The organism is Candidatus Synchoanobacter obligatus (genome assembly GCF_024259865.1).
GTDB lineage: Bacteria > Pseudomonadota > Gammaproteobacteria > Comchoanobacterales > Comchoanobacteraceae > Synchoanobacter > Synchoanobacter obligatus.
This window is the reverse complement of sequence record NZ_JAKUDN010000002.1, coordinates 290,870-311,895: the sequence shown is the minus strand read 5'-3', so window position 1 is coordinate 311,895 and position 21,026 is coordinate 290,870. Positions and strand designations below refer to the sequence as shown.

Below are 21,026 nucleotides of genomic sequence, written 5' to 3'. Positions count from 1 at the left end.
AGAAAATAAAGACAAACCCTAAATAAAAAAGGGGCCGAAGCCCCTTTCTTATCTCGCCCTTATTGGGATGCCATCAATTCATTCATTGACTGAATAAAGACATTCGGATCAGACACCTGTCCACCATCCGACATCATTGCTTGATCAAACAACACTTGAGCAATCATCTCAAACTTCACATCTGCCGTTTCCGCCAACAAACGCTTAACCAACGCATGCTGTGGATTCAACTCAAGAATCGGCTGGAAGCTTGGCACAGGCTGACCTGCTTCCTTCATCAACCGATGCATATGAGGCGTTAATGCATCTTTTCCAGCAACAATAGACGATGGCGCATTGACCAATCGAGACGTAAACCGTACTTCAGAAACTTGAGTATCTAAAACACTTTTCACTCGCTCAATATCAGACTTGTGCTCCTCTTGCGCTTTTTCAGTTTCCTTCTCCAAGGTTTCATCCGTCATGGCCTCATCTTTCTCTGCCACATTATGGAATGGTTTACCCTCAAACTCTTTCATGGTGTTCATCAAGAACGGATCCACTCGATCCGTTAAAATCAATACCTGATAGCCTTTTGACGCATAACGTTCAATATGCGGAGAATGCTTTGCTGCCTGAGGATTGTCTGAAACCAGATAGTAAATCTTCTCTTGCCCACTCTTCATCTGTGCCACATAATCACTCAATGACAACTGTGCGTCATTTTGATCAATAAAACGCAACAATGGCATCAATACATCTTTATTTGCCAAATCTTGAGCAGCTCCCTCTTTCATTACAGGACCAAACTCTGACCAAAAGGACCGATAATCTTCAGGCTGTTTATCTGCCAGCTTGGCAAGCATCTTCAAGATATTTTTTGTGATACTCGCTTTAATGGCCTTCGTCTTAGGATTGGTCTGTAAAATCTCTCGAGACACATTCAACGGCAAATCTTCACAATCAATCACACCCTTCACAAACCGTAGGTATGATGGCAAAAATTGATCAGCTTCATCCATGATAAACACACGCTGAACATACAACTTCAAACCTTTTTTACTATAATCTCTAAAGTACATGTCCATCGGTGCTTTCTTCGGAACAAACAACAATGACGTAAATTCCGTATTCACACTTTGCATATGTTTATGATCATATACCAATGCATCATTAAAATCATGTGAGATCATTTGATAAAACTTTTGATAATCTTCGTCACTGATATCTTTCGGCCTCATCGTCCATAATGCTTGCGCATCATTAACCTGCTCATAGCCCTCTTCATCATCACCCGTTTTGGCCATCATCACAGGCGCTGCCAAGTGATTTGACCAGTTGGTAATAATCTGCCGAACCTGCCAGTCTTCTAAAAATTTATTAACAGACTCTTCCTCTCGAAGATGTAAGATCACTTCCGTTCCACGAGATGTTTTCTCAATCGTTTCCGTTTGGTACTTTTCAACCCCATCAGATTCCCATTGCGTCGCCGTGTCTTCACCAGCTTTTTTGGTTTTAACCGTGACCCGATCTGCAACCACAAACGCAGAATAAAAACCAACACCAAACTGACCAATTAATGAGGACTGCTCTTCATTATTCGCGCTCTTTAACTCGTTTAGTAACGCCTTGGTGCCTGACTTTGCCACCGTTCCCAAATGCTCTACGACTTCAGCTTGGCTCATCCCAATACCTGTATCACGAATGGTAATGGTTCTCGCTTCTTTATTCATATCGACATAAATGGATAAATCTTGCTCATCACCATAAAGTGACGCATCATCTAAAGCCTTTAACCGCATTTTTTCTAAGGCATCTGCACCATTAGAAATTAACTCTCGTAGAAAAACGTCTTGATCACTGTACATTGAATGAGCAATTAAGTTCATCAACTCTTTTATTTCAGCTTTAAACGTTGCTGTTTTTGTCGCCATACCATCTCCTAACATCTATTGATAATTTAATGATAGGCCCAAAAAACCATTTCTCAAGAGGGCAGTACTATTTTATCAGCACCACCCTTTGATACCTATACTTGAATGCCAGGCCCAGACTCAAAAGGATCCTGCTGGTTACCTGACTCAGGAGACTTTTCAACAGGCTTCTGGTTTGTAAACATCGATACGGAAGACACATTATCATGCACTTTCCCACGACGATCCGCCTCTTTACGACGGTACAAGTAACGTAGCTTTTCTAAAGCTTTCAGCTCTTCTTGACGAACCCCCTCTTTATTCACAACCTGACCTCTTGATGCGGCTACAATCTTTGCAATATCATCATACGTACGGTCTTGATCATAACGCAATTGAATAATTTTTTCTTGACCATCATCCAGTTGATCCGCCAACTCCCTCAAAAAGATCTTTTCTTCCTCAGAGATAGCATTTGCCTCAGGTGATAAATCGTGTTCACTTGAGACCACCTCTCCCAAACTCATCTCACTGTCATCAACCAACTGACCATCTAAAGACAACTTGTCTCTTCGAGACTCTAACATACTAATCAGAAGAGATTCTTTTACTCCCAGCGCTTCAGCTGTTTCCTCAAACGTATAACCATTATTCATCATATGCAATGCCTTTGCGACATCGTAATAACGTCTGTCTGGTAACTTAACACTGCCAACACTTTTACGGATATAGCGATCCACTGCCTGCTTAATCCAAGGCCACGCATAAGTGGTAAACTTTGCACCTTTCTCATGCTCAGCATCATACTTACCCATTGCATGCATTAAGGCAATTGACGCTTCTTGTCTCATTTCCTCAATATCTTTTTCACTAAGATGCTTGCCTGAATGGCGCTTAACATGTGCATGGATTCTTGCTGCATGAAGTGGCAGCATACGCTGAAAAACCATCTCACGCGCTTGCCGATCCTGAGTACTGTCTCCAAGATGCTTCTGAAACTCAGTCACCAATGCAATATCAAGCGCATGATCATGATTACGATCTTCTGCTTGATCAAACATATAACCTAAACTTTCCTGACTACCAGGGTTCATATTGTGCGCCATCCTTGGCCCTCCATGTTTGTTGCGTATCACCATCCTTGGCTATACAAAATAATTATATCAAAAAAGATAACAAAAGCAACACTTTATTAAACATTAATGAAATTAGTTAAAAAACTTGTTGTTTTTCAATTAGATAAAATGTTGTTAATTTTCAAAAAGAAGCCCGGGTAGCCCCTGTTAAGTACCGAAATTTTAATAATTTTTGATTTTCCTCTTGCAACAAGACCACTCAGAACCAGTGCCGCAGCACTTCTCAAGTTCTTAGCATAGACCTCACTTCCTTCTAAAAAGTCCACACCATTAATTTCCACACCGTTTGCCTTATAGGTAAACTTTGCACCTTTTTTAGCCAATTCATCCATATGGTCAAAACGTTCTGAGAAGATATGATCCGTGATACGGCTTGATCCATTCGCCAAACAGGCTAAAACACACCATTGGGGCTGAAGGTCTGTGGGGAACTCAGGATACTCCTTTGCCTCTATATCAACAGGCAACGGCCTTCTATTCATCATTAACGTAATGGTTTTGTCACCAATCTCAACACTTGCCCCTGCCTGCCTCAACGCAGACAACAATGCCGTCATATGCTGGGGCACAACCTCAGTCACTGTCACAGACCCTTGTAATATCGTAGCAGCAATTAAAAATGTTCCAGCCTCAATACGATCCGGCATGACTTTATATTGCTCCAACTGAAGATCCTGCCCCCCTCGTATCACAATATCACCAGCCTCTCTCTGAACATCCCCACCTGCCAATTGTAAGAACTGAATCAGGTCATCAATCTCAGGTTCTTTAGCCGCTTGATGAATTCTTGTCGTAGTCGGCAAGGACACACCACATAACATGGCATTCACCGTTGCTGTAACACTGGACCGCTTAAAAATAATATCCGTGTCCTGAACCGCTTCAAGACAGGCTCTCAATATCGTTCCTTCCAGGACAACCTGAGCACCAAAGTCTCTCATAGCCCCAACATGGAAATCAATCGGTCTTGGCCCTAAATGACATCCCCCTGGGGTTTTTAAACATGCCTGTCGATACTTACCCAACAAAACCCCTAAAAACAAAACCGAGGTTCTAATTTCACCACAAGATTCTGTACACAACTCTTGATAACGGACATGGGTAGGGTCTACATACAATGAATCACGCGCCAACCAACGAACCTTAACGTTCAACAATGCCAATAAATCACACATATTTCTGACATCTGATATATCAGGCATACGATAGAACAAAACAGGCTTTTTCAAAAGAACCGTTGCTGCTAGCAACAATAAAGCGGAATTCTTTGCCCCAGAAATCTCAACAACACCAGATACACGACCAACAGGCTTTAACTCTTTATGATCCATATCTATTCTCCACTAAGGTAGCGAAAACTGGTAGCTGCTTAATACCGACTGAATGGCATCACTTAACTCAAAATCACACACAATATTTTTTTCTCTTGCATACTTGATCCAACACAACATACTGGCAATACCCGCAGTATCAATCGCATCAACCCTAGATAAATCAATATGAATGTCTTTTGCCAACGCCAAGTTCAACATGACCTCTTCATGAACAGCCTTGACCGTTTTTAAATTTAACGCCTCTACACTCACCGAATATTTCATGCATCATCCTTATTCAACTGCTTGTCCAAATAGGCAATCAATGACGAAACACCACCTTTATGCAATATTCTATTAAACTGCGACCGATACGTTTGTGCAATACTCAAACCATCAACCACAATATCATACACTTTCCATTCCGTATCATCACAACGCATGGCGTACCTTAACAACACGGATTTCTTATCTGCAATCGGCACACTGGCTTCTACCTTGGTATAACGCTTCACATCCCCTCTCAACGGATGAAACGTCATTTGATTCTCTACATACCCACAATCAAATGCTGATGCATACTGACGTGCCAACAAACGTTTTAACAACTGGTGCAACTGATCTCTGTCCTCACTGGTTGACTCATGCCAAAACTGCCGCCCTAACACTTGTTTGGTAATCAGCTCCACATCCACCTGAGGAATAAACAACGTCTCCACAACACCCACAACCTCTTCTTGACTGGCACCAGCCCGACACACCTGCCTAAGCTCATTGGTCATACCCATCACTGTTTCTTCGATTGAAGTAACCGGATTGGCACAAGCCAACCCATCAGCAAAGACACTCCCATGAAGACACAATGCCCCCAATATTAAGAGCTTCTTATTCACCCTCATCACCTGCCAAACCTGCACTTACCACAAACTGTCCTATCAGGTTTTCTAACACAAATCCTGAACTGGTATTCTCAATTTCAGACTTATTCTCTAACAAAGCCTCATCATAACCAGGAAACAATGATATATAACGCACCCCCAATAAACCCTCAGTAAAGATATGCGCAGAGCTGTCTTGTGACAACTTCAAATCCGACGAATGAATATTAATTTTTACCCGAGCTTGATACATATCCGTTAACGTCACAGAATCCACCTCGCCCACTTGTACCCCAGCAATTCTCACTGGAGCCCTAGCCCTTAAACCTGCAGCTTCACTAAAGTTCGCATAAAGCGTATAGCCTTGATACTCTTTCCAATCAGGCGTTGAAGCATAGAATGCTAAAAACAAAGTACTCACAGCTGCCAACAACAAAAAAGCCCCAACACCGGCATTTACAATCCTATTTTCTCTCATAAAAAACTCCTTGATAACGCAGTGAAGATATAATCAATCGCCAAAATATATAACGATGATGACACAACTGCTGCTGTTGTAGCCTTAGCCAATCCCAACCGGGTTTTTTCAGTATACATCCCCTGATATAATGCAACCCATGCGATCACACCACCAAAAATAAAACTTTTTGTCACCCCATGCATGACATCTCTAAAAAACAATGACCGATATTCTAACGAGTTCCAAAACACCCCATCTGACACACCCAACGCTGATGTACAAATCAAATAACTGCTCATTACAGCACTCAAACAAAACAAGATGTTTAATGCTGGCACTGACACCAACACGGCAAAAAACCGAGGAAACAATACCAACCGACTGGCATTAATAGACAACATCTCCAAACACACAAACTGCTGATTGATTTGCATCAACCCTATTTCAGACGCCAACAATGAACCAACCCTACCTGCAAACAACAATCCAGTGACCACAGGCCCCAGCTCTCGATAAATAGAATACGCCGTCAATCCCCCAACTTCCGAAGAGGCACCATAATGCTCCAACGACATATAACCCTGCAAGGTCACGACCATACCAATAAAACATCCCGCCACAAAAACAATCAACATACTTTGATTACCCAAGGCATAAATCTGCTGTAAAATCGCTTTTACATGCTCCCGACGCCGTGGAAAAGCCTTTAATGTCCTTAACACAAACCAAAATGATTGCCCCAAACGTGAACACGTGGCCAAGATCCCACTAGACATGTGGTCCTCCTATTAAATCTGTCAACAGATCCCCTTTCTCCTGAACCTGTTCCATCTCCAGCTTCCCTTGAATAAAGTCCTGAACCTTCTTATCCGAACTATTCATCACCTCACTCACCGTACCTGCTGCAACAATCCTACCACTCCAAATCACAATCATTCTATCCACAATCTCACTAAGATCCTGAATATCATGTGACACAATCAACGAACTCACATGATACTGCCGATGCAACTTCATCATCAATTCTTTTAAGTTAGACTTAGTCACAGGATCCTGCCCCGTAAACGGCTCATCATATACCAAAAACTTCGGATCCAACGCCACTGCTCTAGCCAAAGAAACCCGTCTCGCCATCCCCCCTGATAACTCAGAAGGCATCAACTTCTCCGCCCCTCTTAACCCAACAGAATCCAACTTCATCGCCACCATATTACTGATAATCTCTTCTGACAACCCATAATGATACCGAATCGGAAACGCAATATTCTCATAAACAGACCACTCCGCAAACAAAGCATTGGTCTGAAACAACATCCCCATATTCATCCGAAGATCTTCTAAACTCGCCACTTCAACCTGAGACAAGTCCTCTTCAAACAAAGACACCCGACCTTCAGTCGGCGACAAAAATCCTAACAGTAAGTTCAAAAACGTCGATTTACCCGCACCACTGGGACCAATAACCCCAACATGCTCTCCCTTAGACATTGAAAACTCAATATCCGACAACAGCTTCCTGCCATTGATGGTAAGACCCACCTGCTCAAAATTAACCAGATCCACTCTATTCCTTGAACCAAAACAATTCTATTGTCCTATGTTTCCCCCCAAGAGTCAAGTAGGCCTAATTAGGAGTAGAACCACCACCAAGAGCAGGACTAGAAGCAGTAGTGACATAGTTGGGTTCATGTGCCGCCTTTCCTGCAGTCGCTATTTGAGCTTCAGCACGCTCTTTCGCTGCTTCCCCTCTGCTCCCCTCAGTGTTCATTGCTGCATATGCACCAGCAGTAAAGGCTGGATCTGTGGTTACAGTTGCAGCACCACCCTGTAGCTCGGCGACTGCAGCCATAAATTCGGGCTTCATTGGAGGACGTGGAGGAGGCCCTGTATTTGCTGCAGACGGAGAAGTCATTTCCACATATAAACCATCATCCCCCGCTTCAGTATCCAGAGCAGCATACAATTCACCCCAATCATCCGCTTCAAACCCGCCTGCCCCTTCCTCAGGAGCAGGTGCTGTACTTTGTGCTGATTGTGGAGCAGGTTCATTAAGCTTTAACTCACTTTCCCCGACCTTTATGACTCCCTTTTCAATAGTAAAATTCCCCTTCGAAAACTGTTCCTGAATCCCCTTACATTGTTTTTTTTCTACACCGAATTTATCTTGGAGAACTTCAGCTAAATTACCCTCAACATTGGCTTTGTGTAATTGATAAAATCCTTGTAGCTCTTTGGCAGTACCGGAAATATCTTTACCGTTAGCACCCTTAAATGTAAATGTTGCTGATTTTGGCTCGCTAGCTGGTGCAATCTCGCCTTCTGCGCCAGACATACCATCTCTGCCTTCGGTCGACACCTCTGCACCGGTGGCGCCATAGGTGGCGTTTGCTATAGCACCTCGGGCTGATACTGCTGATACTGTTGCTGCAATATCTTCTGTATAGGAAATATCTGCCTTATCAAAACCTGCCTCTAAGGCGCCCATAATGAGCTTACTGGACTCTTCATTAAAAAACCCTTTACCATGTAAATCAATATCAACGCCACTGCTGGTTTGTAGGATCTCTGCAACAGCGTTTTTCATACCATCTTTGCTGAAACAACGGTACGACGCTGTACCATCATCTTTAAAGTAATAGACAAACCCTTGATCCTTACCTAAATTGAAAACTGAATTGAAAGCTTCTACATCTGTATTTTTTGCATGCGCCATATCAAATAGCCATTTGCACCTGGCGTCCAAACCGTCATTCTTAAGAGCCGATATTTGAGTTTTTTGCTCAGCGCTCACTTCAGATTGCGCCCCACGTGCAATATCTGCAAGGAGATCAACTGCAGCCTTATCAGCACCATCGACCTGCTTCATCAATGCTGCCGATTCAGCAATTTGAGCATTAATAAATGTATTAAGCTGCGTATTAGCATTCAGCGATGAACGCTCCTCCTGCGGGGCCTCAGAATTATTCCCCCCTTCTTGTTGGGCTGACATAACAGCTCCTCATGTTTCCTATGGATCTCTGTTATAGCCATTTATTTTATCTTGGCAGAATTTTATTGCCTTGGGGCTGATTCTGGGGCAGTTTCTGAAGCGATTGACTCATAGACTTTTTGTAAAGCCTCTGGAGGGAATGTAATCTCTAAGCCATCAATGGATAATGTTTGATCTTTAATCGAGACTTGACCCGAGACAAAAGCTTGGAAAACTTTCTGGCCATTCTCAGGAAATAGCGTGGATAGTTTCTCAGGGCCTTGTTGGCATACTGACAGTAAACCATAATACACCTGTGCACCATAATGAGATAACACAATAGGATGGTGGAATTCCCCAACCAAAGTGATTGTTGCGTCAATATCTTGAAATTCGATAAACTCGATAAAACATTTTAGTGCTGCTGCTTCATAATTCACACGTTTTGATGGATTGCAATGATAGGTATTGATTACAAAGTCTTTGATTCCTGCTTTATGTAATGCTCTAACCGATTTTTCCATATCTTGACCATTATAGACCATACCAATAAAGTATTCCTGACCATTAGAGTCTTGTCGCAAATGGATACATTGTACCAAAGAGAGATCTTGAGATGATTCATCAACAAAAGCTTTTAATACTGGATCAAATGATAGCCGTTGAATAAGATCGCGGCATTGATCAATGGTGTCTTCAACGGTGATCAGTAATAAGTCATCCTCTGGTAACCCTTGAACATTTTGTTCAATCTCAGCCAAAATCAACAGTGCCGCCAGTTGCCGTTGTTTGTTCGTTTCGATAGAAGCCAAGCAACCAATGAATCGAAGTAAATCGACTACCGAAACTTCTGCATATCCTGCTTTGTTCAAACGAAGACTGTTAAACCAATCGGACTTAAACTGAAAATAGGCAGCTTGGTCTGGAAACGCGATATGTGATTGCACACAATCCCATGCTTGTATCTTCATAATCCTATCATTCATTATAATCTCTAAAATGTTAACTTATTACTTGTTATCACTTTTTAAGACAAAGCACAATGGTTATGTTTCAGAGTAATTTGGCCCACCGCCTCCTTCTGGAAGCGCCCATTGAATATTCAACCTGGGATCACGAATGGCACATGCTTTACAATGAAGACAGTTACTGGCATTGATCACAAACTGATCTTGTACAACTTCATACACATTGGCTGGACAATAGTGAGTTTCAGGAGAGTGATAAATTGCTTGGTTAATGGCAATAGGATGAGAAGGGTCTTTTAGTTTTAAATGAGGGGGTTGATCTTCTCGGTGATTGGTATGTGATAGCCGTACCATCGATAATAAATCAAAACTCACCTTACCATCAGGAGCGGGATAATTGATGACTTTAGGATATGGCCTAACAGCACAATAATCGGGTTGATGAGACAGCGTCCATGGTGCACTGCCCCTAAAGACATACTGATCAATACCTGTCAACATGACTCCTGCAAAAATCCCATAACGAAAGGAAGGTCTAACATTTCGGGCTCGATAGAGATCTTTCATCACCCGATGCTTCCTAAAGTCATCATCAAAAGACGTGTGTGCCAGCCACGCATCTGCCGCAGCCATGCCTGAATACATGGCAGCATGAATACCCTTGATACGAACAATATTCACAAAACCTGCTGCACAACCAATGAGGACGCCTCCTGGAAAGTCTAACTTAGGTACCGATTGGTAGCCTCCCTCATTGATCACCCTTGCGCCATAAGCAATCGGCTCACCATGTTCTAACATCGGTTTTAATAATGGATGGTGTTTATACTGTTGTAGGGTTTTAAAGGGGTTCATGGTGGCATTGGGTGCATCAAGACCTATAATCATGCCCAAAAAGACTTTTTGATCTGGCCCATGATACACAAATCCACCACCATAAGTGTCTGACGGAACGGGCCATCCTAGTGTATGAATAACCCGACCTGGTTGGTGGTGCTTTTTATCCACCCGCCAAACCTCTTTCACACCCAGACCATAGGTCATGGGTGTAGAGCGGAGCTGAAACTGTTGAATGACTTGTTCCGATAAATAACCATAGGCACCTTCTGCCAAGACAACATGCTTTGCATAAATAGCCATCCCTTCTTGGTAACCTTCAGCCTGCTTGCCTGGCTTATCAAGACCAAAGTCACCGGTTTTCACACCCACAACCCGGCCCTGTTCGGTCATGATCTCTTTACCCGTATAGCCACATAATATGTCTACCCCCAGATCTTGAGCTTTTTGGGCCAAGTACCGCACCAACTTGGATAATGATAATACCACCCCACCCTGATGTCCTGCATGAGGCAAATGCGGCAAGCCCCAATGACTTGAGGCCGTTAAATAGTACAAACTTGCTGATTGCACGTCCTCATAATGCGTAAACTCTTGGCGCCACTCAGGCAAGAGTTCATCAAGTGCACTGGGGTCCATCACTGCACCGGAGATATTATGATTGCCGGCTGACTGTGCTTTTTCCAACACATACACACTGTGTTGGGTTTGTTGACGTAACTTAATGGCCATTGCCAAGCCGGCTGGGCCTCCACCTACAATCAATACATCTGTATCCAATGATTCTGACATCCTTTTCCTGCCAATTGATAAATCCGTGCTATAATCATACCTGAAGGAGAGAACAAAATGAAAGTACTTGTTACAACAAAATCCGCCATAGACTACCAAGTCAAAGTGGTGATTAAAAGCGACTTTAGTGGTGTTGAAACAGATGGGGTCCAGATGTCCATGAACCCATTTGATGCCATTGCCGTTGAAGCCTGTGTACAACTTCAAGAACAAAACATCATCGCCACATCACATGTCATCACCATTGATGAAGATGATACCGTGTTACGCCAAGCCTTAGCCATGGGCATACAAGAAGCTTTTCAAATCCCTGTACAATGTCAGGATCCTTACCAAAAGGCGTTACTATTAGCAGAACACATCAAACAGCAACAATATGACATGATACTCATGGGAAAACTGGGTATTGATGGCGACCATTCACAAATACCACCGATGCTTGCAGGCATTCTCGATTGGCCGATTATTTCCAATGCCTCAGATATCACCTATGATAAAGTCCTTGAGGTCAAAAAAGAAACCGACCAGGGTATTGCAACGCTGAGCACCCAGCTGCCTTGTGTTGTTTCATGTGACTTACGGTTAAATACCCCCCGTTTTATTGCTTTACCCAAACTATTACAAGCCAAGAAATCTCCCATCAATTTGGTAGCACCAGCATCAATTCCTGAAAACCCCCATCAAAGAATCAGTATGACCCCACCCAAACAACGGGAAGGCAACCCACCAACCGATGATTTGGATACCTTTATTCAACAATTAACCGATGGAGGGATACTCTCATGAAATGTCTTGTGGTCCATAGCCATCCCCAATCTAGCCAAGCATTACAGGCTGTCATTGATTGTGCCCATCAAATAACTGACCATGTGGATGCGATTATTATTGGCCCAATGCCTGACAACTTGGCCTTAAATAACATTTGGCACTATGCTGATTTGGAACATCCATCTAGCATTGATATCGCGGATATCATCTGTCAACATGACCAAGGTTACAGCCATATTCTTTGCCACGCTGATACAGCAGGCAAAGAGTATTTACCCTATTTTTGTGGGCGCAAGGGCCTACCCATGATCAGTGACGTTTGTAAAATCAACCAACCCGATACCTTTGAACGCCTGATGTATGCAGGGGATGTGGTCGAAACCGTTCAATCATCAAATCCTGTTAAAGCGTTGACGGTTAGAGGTATTTACTTCACCCAACACCATCAAGGACAGCCCACGATTCATCAAGAAAACTGGGAGACAAGTGATAGAATCACCCTGAGTCAAGCACCCGTATTGAATGATACCCGCCCAGACCTTGGTTCTGCTTATATTGTGGTATCAGGAGGCAGAGGGTTTGGTTCAAAAGAATCCTTTGATGCTTTGTATGATCTTGCCAGTCATTTTAATGCGGCTGTTGGCGCCTCTAGAGCGGCTGTAGATGCTGGGTATATCGGCAATGACCATCAAGTTGGCCAAACCGGAAAACAAATTGCCCCAAAATATTATTTTTCTTTTGGTATCTCTGGTGCTGTGCAACACCTTGCTGGCATGAAAAACAGTCAAGTGATTATTGCTATTGATAAAGACCCTGATGCACCCATCTTCAACATTGCTGATTACGGGTATGTGGGTGACTTATTTGATGCCATCAGCGCTTTAAAGAACAAACACATCAGCTAGTAATATGGCCGATGCAGGCAATCGATGGATTGGGTTCTCAGAAATTTTTCGCCCTGACAGGGCTTCATAAACATCAATCGAAGCATCCAAAACCAGTATTGTTGTCACTGGATAGCGTAGAGGGACTGGTAGCTTTTTAAAGCACAACTCGGCCACATAGAGCTGGCCAAGAAATAAACCCTGTTTCCCTAAAGGCAAATGGTTCCAATAGCACAAACGTTTCATCACATTCACTTGGTCCTACTATTCCCAGGAACAGACTCCATTGTAAAATATCTTGTAGGTCACTTAACATCAGTCCTCCTTTTCTTGAACAAACAGATTTTACTCGACTTTTAGCAAAAAATTCGTAATACTTGCATTATGAATTTATCACAATATATCAAAAATCCTGAAGAAATTATACACATGCGCCGTGCTGGGCAGGCTGCTGCAAGCGTACTGGATTATATCACCCCTTTTGTTCAAAAGGGTGTCAGCACCAATGAACTCAATCAACGTTGCCATCAATATATTACGGAAACCCTCAAAGCCATCCCTGCGCCTCTAAATTACAGAGGATTCCCAAAATCCATCTGCACTTCAGTGAACCATGTCGTTTGTCATGGCATTCCTGATGACAAGGTCCTTAAAGATGGCGACATCCTAAACATCGATGTCACTGTTATTTTAGATGGTTACCATGGTGACACCAGTCGTATGTTCCTTATCGGTAACGTAAAACCTCATGCCAAAAGGCTGTGTGACATTGCTCGTGAATGTTTGTATGTTGGTATTGATATGGTGAAACCTGGACAATCTTTATACGATATAGGTGTGGCCATTGAACAATACGCCAAAAAGAACCATTACAGCTCCGTTAAAGACTTTTGTGGTCATGGGATTGGTAAAGTCTTTCATGAACCAGGCTTCCAAGTCTTACACTATGATGCCCCTGAACAAAAAGCCCTTATTTTAGAACCCGGGCTGACATTCACCATCGAACCCATGATCAATATTGGCAAATGCGATATTAAGATTTTAAAAGATGGCTGGACAGTCATCACCAAAGACAAAACCTTATCGGCACAATGGGAACATACCCTATTGGTAACTGAATCTGGGGTTGAAATCCTGACACAAAAATAAACCCTTGACTTTTGTCAACAAATACCATATCATAATTAATAAAAAAGAGAGAAAAAAAATGATCACCCACGCTAACTTAGCCCAAATAATGATTAACTCTATTTACTTTGTGTTATCCGCTGCAGCAAAGCTTATAGATTTTGCATTGTATTTTACTTTATCCAATATTGTTCCTGTTATCATTGCAAATCCGTTACTATTTGCCATCATTGCTGCTGCAATCTATGTATCACCAAAGTTCCGTAACTGGATCCTTGATACATCCATATATGTCGGAAAAACCATTATTCAAACCTTTGGAAGAGCCATTCAAGAATCGACTAAAATTCTTGGGGCTGCGGTTATTAACATGGTAACCACAACTGTAAACATACTCATTGGTGGATTAATTATCAAGCCAGCTAAAGATAGCTATGCGCTTAGCTGCACATGTGCTGCCTCTCTTAGAGATAGAGCCGTTGTTGGTATTAACCATACTCAAGAGAATTTATATGATGCCTATGATTTATGCGTCAATGGTTTTGAGCAAGATTACAGAATCTAAAGCATAGCCTATACATAATACCACCAAAGCCCTGCAGTCGCGGGGCTTTTTATTTTCAATAGTACAAACATATTGCTTTCTAAAGCAGCACCAATAGATAATACCACCAAAGCCCTGCAGTCGCGGGGCTTTTTATTTGGTTGATTTTCAACGCAAAATATGGTAGAATAATCTAAAAAAAGGAGCAGTATATGAACAATGTAAATATTAAAGCTTTGTTAGACCTACAAACATATTTAGCAACATTACTAGAATCAAGCTGGACTGCCATCAGCGGGCTCTATTCACAAGCTTTGGAAATAAGTATTGCTAATACCACATTAGCGGCATTACTAGAATCAGGCTGGACTACTATTTGTGGACTATTTTCACAAGCTTTGCAATTAACCGTTGCTGATATCACGCTCTTTGCAAGCAATATCGTTAACGGCTTGTATGCCTTTTACCAACAAGCATTGGGACTGTCTCCTGCACACCTAATTCAAGTCTATGAGATGGCTTGTGCCACAGCAGCACCGTATATTCAAATGATTCCTACTTTCTTATTAGATACGGTTGTACCGTTCTTGATCGCCAATCCACATATTGTTATTATCGCTATGGTATTGCTATATATTGGTCATAAAGAAATCTCAAATATATTGTTTATTGCTATTTCTGCTGTAACGTTTAACCCTATTTGGGCTTGTATGAAACTCATTGGCCATATTATTTTGAATGTTGTGAAACTGCCATACAATATCCTCAAGTCCTCATTAAACATGGTTGGCCAAGACCTATTGAAAAAACAGTATATGCAAACATTCAGTGCCAGCAATCTATTTCATGCGGTCTTATTTCAACTACCAGCACGTATCATCTTTTTGACTCTGAAATTACCTGGCAATGTGGTGTTAGAAATATTAAAACTCCCATACAATATTGTTAGCGAAATCTTAAACATCATTGGCCACGACCTGATAACCAAACCTGCTACTGGACTATTTATGAACAGTATGATATTAACCGGTAAAGTACTAAAGCTTCCAGCAGATCTGTTACTGCCTAAAAAGTACCACACAGTTAATGGGGAAAAGGTTACATACAAAAAGTATGATCCAACCAATCAGGAATCTGATGGCTTCACCTTCTTATAAATAAACGAATAAAGGCCCTTATAGGGCCTTTTTTTAGTGCCTTGCGCACATCTATCCAACTCGATATACTACGCCCATGGACATCAAGACGATTCTTATTAGTGGCATTCAAGGAAAACTGGGCTCTGTGATTCATCAGAGACTGGCATCAACATATCATATTATAGGACACCGACGGCAGGATACCCTAAATACACTGATTCATGAGACCAAGCCCTGCTTGATTATTGATGTGAGCAGTGCTCAATGCATTCATCAACATATGCGTGTCTACCACCAACATCAAATACCCACATTAATTGGAGCCAGTGGATTAAGCCCTGATGAAGCCATGCAACACACCAAAATGGCTACGTTTCCGTTATTGATTGTTCCCAACTTCTCACTAAGCTTTCATGCCTTTCTCAATCAAGCCATCATATTAAATAAACAGTTTCCATCATGTCAAATCATTGAAACCCATCATCAGTCAAAAGTTGATCAGCCTTCTGCCACAAGCCTATATATTGCCAAAGCGTTAAATAACCCACCCATCATATCCAAGCGGATCTCAACTTATACGGCCCAACATGACATCATCTTTTCCTCAGGACATGACACCATATCCATTAGCCACCAATTGTCATCACATCAAGCATTTATACCCGGAGTGCTCAAAAGCATTAAAACCTTAGAGCACCTCAATGGTGGACAAATATGGCTTTAGGGAAAAGACTTGTAGGGATAATGACTCTGAGCCTTATCCTCATATATTTCTTTTACCAACCACTACCGAAAAAATACTTTCAGCAACCGTGGATTATCTTTGATCTCAAAGGGCTTGAACTGTCCGCTCAAGAAATAGAGATGCTGCAACATCCTGCTGTTGCTGGAATCATACTAAACCATTCAAAAACCTATGGGCAACCCCATATTGGTGGCAGTCCATATCCTAGTTTGAAATCCGTCAAGACACTTGTCTCCCAAATAAAATCTATTCGGCAAGAACTCTTGGTCATGATTGATTATGAAGGTGGACGGATTCAACGAATATCCGATCCGATACTACCAAACATTCCGATACTAAAGCCCAAGTATGATTTGATCAGCGACAACCTTGCTCATGCCAAACAGCTAGGCCATACGGTGGGCCAGATACTAAAACTATTAGATATTGATTGCTTGTTGGGACCCGTGGTTGATCAAGACATTGATCAGCATCCATTGGCTTATCGAGCAATTAGTCAGGATCCTGAAATCATTTATCAGATGGCGCAGGCTTATATCCAAGCTGTACAATCTCATGGCATTCAAACCACCCTCAAGCACTACCCTGGCCTGGGTCATGCCATGGTTGATACCCATACACATACTGGCCATGATCCTAGAGCATTCGCTGACATCTCGCAGTCGCTACAACCGTTTGAGCGACTGATTGATTGTACCAATAGTATGATCATGACCTCTCATGGCATCTTTGATCAGATTGATTCACAACCAGCCAGCCAATCAAGATATTGGATAGAACGAATAAAACGCCATCATAAAACTCTCAAAATTATTTCAGATGATGTCAGCATGCAAGGGGCGTTTAACCACTTATCTTTTGAAGAACGTTTAGAAAATACGTATGCTGCAGGTTCTGACTTTGTTATTTGTATGCACCGCCAAGACCAGCTATATGAATATTTAACACAATACCAATTTATCATGAAAGAACGCAATATCCGCAAAATTGAACCATAAAGCGCGCCATTTCTCCGTCATAACTCAGAAATATCTGTATTGTACCGTTTGGGATGCGTGCAATAATGCAGTAACTAATGACTGGGGACCTTATGCTATATTGGCAGGCAATTCGAAATGAATTCTACAACCGGTATGCGAAGGACTATGAGTTCGCATATACCAACCTGCGCTTCTACCCTGCAGACACACCAGAAACCTCTGAGAAAAAACAAAGACGTTCTTATTCTTTCAGCATAGAAGGCAACCACTATCTAACCCAACGTGAAGCAGATTGTATTTATCATATGATACTGGGGCTCACCATTAAAGAAACAGCCTATGAGCTGCTATTATCACCAAGAACGGTAGAGTTTTACCTAAAACGTATTAAAGAGCGCTTTCAACAGCCCAATAAGAAGCAACTGCTACACCATATTGCAAATACCCCGTTCTACACAGACTTTATGGCATCACTACATAATGAATTCAACGACTAACCTATGGATAGTGACAAAAAAATATGCGAATAGAGCGCCCTATGACCAAGAAGACTGTATTTCTATCACCCCATCAAACAAACCATCTACCGTTTCAGAATCCCCTTCTAATAATACCCGTATAACCGGTTCTGTGGCAGAAAAACGAATCACTGACCGTACGTTTGGATGGGTAAAATGCTGTTTGACTTGCTCAATATCAAGACGGTTTGATAACGTCATTTGTCGTTGATAAAATTTGTGCGGTAACGGTACTATAGGCCCTTGATGCAATATCTGTAAAAACGTATACAAGGGGTCTGACCAGGGCATCCAAGACAGATCAATGATATGTCCGCATGGCTCAGCACCAAGCACACCGTTTAAACGCGCTAAAGCGTTCCTAACATAAAAATCCCCAACGCTGGTCCTTGCAAACCCAATACTCTCTTGAGCCAAACACAGAGCCAATCGTTCGTTACTCATCACTGTACCCACAACAGGCGCTTTGCCCGCTTTTGCCAAATGAAAAAGAATATCATCACCGTCAAATACTGCCTCTCGATCAAGCAACTGTAATCGATCACCATCACCATCAACAGCCAACACATAGTCCCATGTAGAGGCCTTATAAGATTCTTGCAGACGCTGGACATGCAAGGCACCGGTTGTATTCACCAAATGGTTCTCAATGGGCCTAAAAGCATCAACAGAAAAACCACATTCCGCCATAATATCCAAATGATCCGACCAAGCGCCATGTGCTGTATCTACCAAGACTTTGATCTTTTCTTGAATAAAATAGGGTTGTAACGCAGACACGTAATGCTGTTTGACCTCAGCTGATGTATTCTGAACCTGACCTTTGATACCGGAAGGTACAATCTCGTGCTCAAGGTGTTGTGTTATTTGATTGACTTGCTTCGGTGTGAGCGCTTGTTGTGACAATATTTTAACCCCATTGTCCTCAACTGGGTTATGAGACGCTGTGACCATTAAGCCCATGCGGCCCACATCATACAGCCATTTTGCAAAAATAGGCGTTGGTAACAAACCACAATCGTATACGTCTAACCCGGCGGCAACAGCGCCACGCATGAGTGCGTCGTATAGTTCAGGAGAGCTTGGCCTAGCATCATGTGCTAAAGCGATACGCTGACATCCAAAGACTTCTTTTAAGGCACCGGGTAAACGAAAAAAGCTCAGCGGATTAATGATTGATCCGCCAAACTTTCCTCGTGCGCCCTCATGATTCATTCAGAATCGGTGCTGTCTTTTTTGGTAGGCTCAACCCAACCTTCCGGAGGAAAAGGCGCCTTGCCTTCCATAATTTGATCAATTTGCGCCACTTCAATGGTTTCATATTTCATTAATGAATCTGCCATCAAATGCAACAGCTTCACATTCTCTGTTAGAATTTTAACCGCACGCTCATAATTTCTATCAACGATAGTGTGAATCTCAGCATCAATAGACTCTGCTGTAGCATCTGACATTTCACGATGCTTGGTCACAGACTTACCTAAGAACACCTCACCTTCATCTGCTGAATAGTTGATCGGACCCATTTTAGAGGACAGCCCCCAGGTCGTGACAATATTCCTAGCGATATTGGTGGCTTTCTCAATATCATTTGACGCACCGGTTGTTACCGCGTCTTCACCAAAGATCAACGCTTCCGCAACCCGACCACCAAACAACCCTGACAGCTGACTTTCTAACTTTCGAACTGACACACTGTAAGCATCTTTCTCTGGCAAAAACATGGTGACACCAAGTGCACGTCCTCTCGGGATAATGCTCACTTTATAAACTGGATCGTGTTCTGGCACCAATCGACCGACAATGGCATGGCCAGCTTCATGATAAGCCGTTAGCTTTTTCTCATCTTCACTCATGGCCATGTTTCGTTCAGCACCCATTAAGATTTTATCTTTAGCACTGTCAAAATGACGCATGGTAATGCGACGTTTGTTTTCCTTAGCCGCAAACAACGCTGCTTCATTAGCCAAGTTCGCCAAATCCGCCCCTGAGAATCCAGGCGTACCACGAGCAATCAACATGGCATCAACGGTTTTATCCAAGGCCAATTTTTTCATATGAACTTTAAGAATCTTATCTCGGCCTTTGATGTCTGGTAATGGCACCACAATTTGTCGGTCAAAACGTCCTGGACGCAGTAACGCCGGGTCTAACACATCAGGTCTGTTCGTTGCTGCCATCACAATGACACCCTCTTTCCCTTCGAAACCATCCATTTCAACCAATAATTGATTGAGCGTTTGCTCCCTTTCATCATGTCCGCCACCCAAGCCAGCACCACGATGTCGGCCAACAGCATCAATCTCATCAATAAATATAATGCATGGCGCTTGCTTCTTTGCCTTCTCAAACATATCGCGGACTCTTGAAGCACCAACACCCACAAACATCTCCACAAAGTCTGAACCAGATATTGTAATAAACGGTACATCTGCCTCACCTGCAACGGCCTTTGCCAGCAGTGTTTTACCGGTACCTGGGGATCCGACCAACAATGCACCACAAGGAATTTTTCCACCCAGGTTCTGAAACTTCTTCGGGTTCTTCAAAAAGTCCACAAATTCTTTCATGTCATCCAAACACTCATCAATGCCTGCCACATCTTTAAAGCGCACCTTAGACTTTGATAGCTTTCCAGGACTTTTACCAAAAGAAAACGGCCCACCTTTACCACCTAGACCACCCCCTTGAGCTTGTCGGGAAAACCAAATCCAAACGCCAATCACAATAAACAATGGCAAATAGCTAATCAATGCCTGCGCCAAGAATCCTGGTGTCTCAATTGGTTTGCCTGTCACACTCACATTTTTAGCCAACAGCATGGGTAATAATTGAGGATCCATCAATGGCAGATACGTTGAAACAATCCCACCACTCTTGGTTTGCCCAATAATGTTTTTATCATCAGAGATCACAACAGTATCTACAAGACCAGTATCCACGGCATTCACAAACTCTGTATATGTCATTTGCTGCCGCATTACTTGTGCTGGATTATAGTTCTGCATTAGCATAAAAAATATACCAATGATAACTACCCACATCATAAAATTTTTTGAACGATCATTCACTGCGA

General features: G+C 42.5%; 22 protein-coding genes. 8 read left to right on the top strand and 14 right to left on the bottom strand.

Annotated elements, in window-relative coordinates; translation table 11 throughout:
- Window positions 1-59: 59 nt before the first annotated feature.
- The 11 genes from htpG to MKS91_RS03290 form a co-directional block, all read right to left on the bottom strand.
- Window positions 60-1,913, bottom strand: a complete 1,854-nt coding sequence (gene htpG / locus MKS91_RS03340; protein WP_258569426.1) for a molecular chaperone HtpG — start codon at window positions 1,911-1,913, stop codon at window positions 60-62.
- Window positions 1,914-2,008: 95 nt separating this feature from the next.
- Entirely contained in the window at window positions 2,009-2,998 is a 990-nt protein-coding gene (locus MKS91_RS03335; RefSeq protein ID WP_258569425.1) for a sigma-70 family RNA polymerase sigma factor, read from the bottom strand.
- 125 nt (window positions 2,999-3,123) lie between these two features.
- Entirely contained in the window at window positions 3,124-4,359 is a 1,236-nt protein-coding gene (locus MKS91_RS03330; RefSeq protein WP_258569424.1) for a UDP-N-acetylglucosamine 1-carboxyvinyltransferase, read from the bottom strand.
- Between the two features lie 12 nt (window positions 4,360-4,371).
- Window positions 4,372-4,626, bottom strand: a complete 255-nt coding sequence (locus MKS91_RS03325) for an STAS domain-containing protein (RefSeq protein ID WP_258569423.1) — start codon at window positions 4,624-4,626, stop codon at window positions 4,372-4,374.
- Window positions 4,623-5,234, bottom strand: a complete 612-nt coding sequence (locus MKS91_RS03320) for an MlaC/ttg2D family ABC transporter substrate-binding protein (RefSeq protein ID WP_258569422.1) — start codon at window positions 5,232-5,234, stop codon at window positions 4,623-4,625. Before MKS91_RS03320 ends, MKS91_RS03325 begins: the two co-directional genes overlap by 4 nt.
- On the bottom strand, window positions 5,227-5,697 hold the full coding sequence (gene mlaD / locus MKS91_RS03315) for an outer membrane lipid asymmetry maintenance protein MlaD (protein WP_258569421.1): 471 nt from the start codon (window positions 5,695-5,697) through the stop codon (window positions 5,227-5,229). Before mlaD ends, MKS91_RS03320 begins: the two co-directional genes overlap by 8 nt.
- Entirely contained in the window at window positions 5,694-6,455 is a 762-nt protein-coding gene (locus tag MKS91_RS03310; RefSeq protein WP_258569420.1) for an MlaE family ABC transporter permease, read from the bottom strand. The genes mlaD and MKS91_RS03310 overlap by 4 nt, the downstream gene beginning before the upstream one ends.
- Window positions 6,448-7,242, bottom strand: a complete 795-nt coding sequence (locus tag MKS91_RS03305; RefSeq protein WP_258569419.1) for an ABC transporter ATP-binding protein — start codon at window positions 7,240-7,242, stop codon at window positions 6,448-6,450. The genes MKS91_RS03310 and MKS91_RS03305 overlap by 8 nt, the downstream gene beginning before the upstream one ends.
- Window positions 7,243-7,303: 61 nt before the next feature.
- Window positions 7,304-8,668 (bottom strand): hypothetical protein, encoded by a 1,365-nt coding sequence (locus MKS91_RS03300; RefSeq protein WP_258569418.1) that lies wholly within the window; start codon window positions 8,666-8,668, stop codon window positions 7,304-7,306.
- Window positions 8,669-8,730: 62 nt separating this feature from the next.
- The gene (locus tag MKS91_RS03295; protein WP_258569417.1) at window positions 8,731-9,633 is read right to left on the bottom strand and encodes a hypothetical protein; all 903 of its coding nucleotides are present in this window, start codon (window positions 9,631-9,633) and stop codon (window positions 8,731-8,733) included.
- A gap of 60 nt (window positions 9,634-9,693) precedes the next feature.
- Window positions 9,694-11,244 carry an electron transfer flavoprotein-ubiquinone oxidoreductase gene (locus MKS91_RS03290; RefSeq protein ID WP_258569416.1) on the bottom strand — a complete coding sequence of 517 codons (1,551 nt, stop codon included), beginning with the start codon at window positions 11,242-11,244 and terminating at the stop codon, window positions 9,694-9,696.
- Between the two features lie 57 nt (window positions 11,245-11,301).
- Here MKS91_RS03290 and MKS91_RS03285 point away from each other — a divergent pair, with 57 nt between their 5' ends.
- Both MKS91_RS03285 and MKS91_RS03280 read left to right on the top strand, forming a co-directional pair.
- Window positions 11,302-12,030 (top strand): electron transfer flavoprotein subunit beta/FixA family protein, encoded by a 729-nt coding sequence (locus tag MKS91_RS03285; protein ID WP_258569415.1) that lies wholly within the window; start codon window positions 11,302-11,304, stop codon window positions 12,028-12,030.
- Window positions 12,027-12,917, top strand: coding sequence for an electron transfer flavoprotein subunit alpha/FixB family protein (locus tag MKS91_RS03280; protein WP_258569414.1), 891 nt, complete (start codon window positions 12,027-12,029; stop codon window positions 12,915-12,917). Before MKS91_RS03285 ends, MKS91_RS03280 begins: the two co-directional genes overlap by 4 nt.
- On the opposite strand, the gene MKS91_RS03275 is transcribed toward MKS91_RS03280, so the two are convergent.
- Window positions 12,894-13,142: a hypothetical protein gene (locus MKS91_RS03275; RefSeq protein ID WP_258569413.1), complete on the bottom strand. Its 249-nt coding sequence runs from the start codon at window positions 13,140-13,142 to the stop codon at window positions 12,894-12,896. The two genes, MKS91_RS03280 and MKS91_RS03275, sit on opposite strands and share 24 nt — an antisense overlap.
- A 138-nt stretch (window positions 13,143-13,280) precedes the next feature.
- On the opposite strand from MKS91_RS03275, the gene map reads away from it, so the two are divergent.
- The 6 genes from map (at window position 13,281) to MKS91_RS03245 (ending at window position 17,929) form a co-directional block, all read left to right on the top strand.
- Complete coding sequence (map, locus tag MKS91_RS03270; protein ID WP_258569412.1) at window positions 13,281-14,045, top strand: type I methionyl aminopeptidase; 765 nt, start codon at window positions 13,281-13,283, stop codon at window positions 14,043-14,045.
- 88 nt (window positions 14,046-14,133) lie between these two features.
- Complete coding sequence (locus MKS91_RS03265) at window positions 14,134-14,589, top strand: hypothetical protein (RefSeq protein ID WP_258569411.1); 456 nt, start codon at window positions 14,134-14,136, stop codon at window positions 14,587-14,589.
- A 191-nt stretch (window positions 14,590-14,780) separates the two neighbouring features.
- Entirely contained in the window at window positions 14,781-15,725 is a 945-nt protein-coding gene (locus tag MKS91_RS03260; protein ID WP_258569410.1) for a hypothetical protein, read from the top strand.
- Between the two features lie 76 nt (window positions 15,726-15,801).
- Window positions 15,802-16,431 (top strand): dihydrodipicolinate reductase C-terminal domain-containing protein, encoded by a 630-nt coding sequence (locus tag MKS91_RS03255; RefSeq protein ID WP_258569409.1) that lies wholly within the window; start codon window positions 15,802-15,804, stop codon window positions 16,429-16,431.
- Window positions 16,422-17,450, top strand: a complete 1,029-nt coding sequence (locus MKS91_RS03250; RefSeq protein ID WP_258569408.1) for a glycoside hydrolase family 3 N-terminal domain-containing protein — start codon at window positions 16,422-16,424, stop codon at window positions 17,448-17,450. The genes MKS91_RS03255 and MKS91_RS03250 overlap by 10 nt, the downstream gene beginning before the upstream one ends.
- Window positions 17,451-17,542: 92 nt before the next feature.
- Window positions 17,543-17,929, top strand: a complete 387-nt coding sequence (locus MKS91_RS03245; protein ID WP_258569407.1) for a helix-turn-helix transcriptional regulator — start codon at window positions 17,543-17,545, stop codon at window positions 17,927-17,929.
- 39 nt (window positions 17,930-17,968) lie between these two features.
- Here the strand turns inward: MKS91_RS03245 and MKS91_RS03240 are convergent, their stop codons facing one another.
- Together MKS91_RS03240 and ftsH are read right to left on the bottom strand one after the other, a co-directional pair.
- Entirely contained in the window at window positions 17,969-19,165 is a 1,197-nt protein-coding gene (locus MKS91_RS03240) for a hypothetical protein (protein ID WP_258569406.1), read from the bottom strand.
- Complete coding sequence (ftsH, locus tag MKS91_RS03235; RefSeq protein WP_258569405.1) at window positions 19,162-21,021, bottom strand: ATP-dependent zinc metalloprotease FtsH; 1,860 nt, start codon at window positions 21,019-21,021, stop codon at window positions 19,162-19,164. The genes MKS91_RS03240 and ftsH overlap by 4 nt, the downstream gene beginning before the upstream one ends.
- Window positions 21,022-21,026: the final 5 nt, after the last annotated feature.

Coding starts and splice junctions, on each gene's coding strand:
- htpG (WP_258569426.1), bottom strand. CDS start 1,913: ATGGCGACAAAAACAGCAACGTTTAAAGCTGAAATAAAAGAGTTGATG.
- MKS91_RS03335 (WP_258569425.1), bottom strand. CDS start 2,998: ATGGCGCACAATATGAACCCTGGTAGTCAGGAAAGTTTAGGTTATATG.
- MKS91_RS03330 (WP_258569424.1), bottom strand. CDS start 4,359: ATGGATCATAAAGAGTTAAAGCCTGTTGGTCGTGTATCTGGTGTTGTT.
- MKS91_RS03325 (WP_258569423.1), bottom strand. CDS start 4,626: ATGAAATATTCGGTGAGTGTAGAGGCGTTAAATTTAAAAACGGTCAAG.
- mlaD (WP_258569421.1), bottom strand. CDS start 5,697: ATGAGAGAAAATAGGATTGTAAATGCCGGTGTTGGGGCTTTTTTGTTG.
- MKS91_RS03310 (WP_258569420.1), bottom strand. CDS start 6,455: ATGTCTAGTGGGATCTTGGCCACGTGTTCACGTTTGGGGCAATCATTT.
- MKS91_RS03300 (WP_258569418.1), bottom strand. CDS start 8,668: ATGTCAGCCCAACAAGAAGGGGGGAATAATTCTGAGGCCCCGCAGGAG.
- MKS91_RS03295 (WP_258569417.1), bottom strand. CDS start 9,633: ATGAATGATAGGATTATGAAGATACAAGCATGGGATTGTGTGCAATCA.
- MKS91_RS03290 (WP_258569416.1), bottom strand. CDS start 11,244: ATGTCAGAATCATTGGATACAGATGTATTGATTGTAGGTGGAGGCCCA.
- MKS91_RS03285 (WP_258569415.1), top strand. CDS start 11,302: ATGAAAGTACTTGTTACAACAAAATCCGCCATAGACTACCAAGTCAAA.
- MKS91_RS03280 (WP_258569414.1), top strand. CDS start 12,027: ATGAAATGTCTTGTGGTCCATAGCCATCCCCAATCTAGCCAAGCATTA.
- MKS91_RS03275 (WP_258569413.1), bottom strand. CDS start 13,142: ATGAAACGTTTGTGCTATTGGAACCATTTGCCTTTAGGGAAACAGGGT.
- map (WP_258569412.1), top strand. CDS start 13,281: ATGAATTTATCACAATATATCAAAAATCCTGAAGAAATTATACACATG.
- MKS91_RS03265 (WP_258569411.1), top strand. CDS start 14,134: ATGATTAACTCTATTTACTTTGTGTTATCCGCTGCAGCAAAGCTTATA.
- MKS91_RS03260 (WP_258569410.1), top strand. CDS start 14,781: ATGAACAATGTAAATATTAAAGCTTTGTTAGACCTACAAACATATTTA.
- MKS91_RS03255 (WP_258569409.1), top strand. CDS start 15,802: ATGGACATCAAGACGATTCTTATTAGTGGCATTCAAGGAAAACTGGGC.
- MKS91_RS03250 (WP_258569408.1), top strand. CDS start 16,422: ATGGCTTTAGGGAAAAGACTTGTAGGGATAATGACTCTGAGCCTTATC.
- MKS91_RS03245 (WP_258569407.1), top strand. CDS start 17,543: ATGCTATATTGGCAGGCAATTCGAAATGAATTCTACAACCGGTATGCG.
- MKS91_RS03240 (WP_258569406.1), bottom strand. CDS start 19,165: ATGAATCATGAGGGCGCACGAGGAAAGTTTGGCGGATCAATCATTAAT.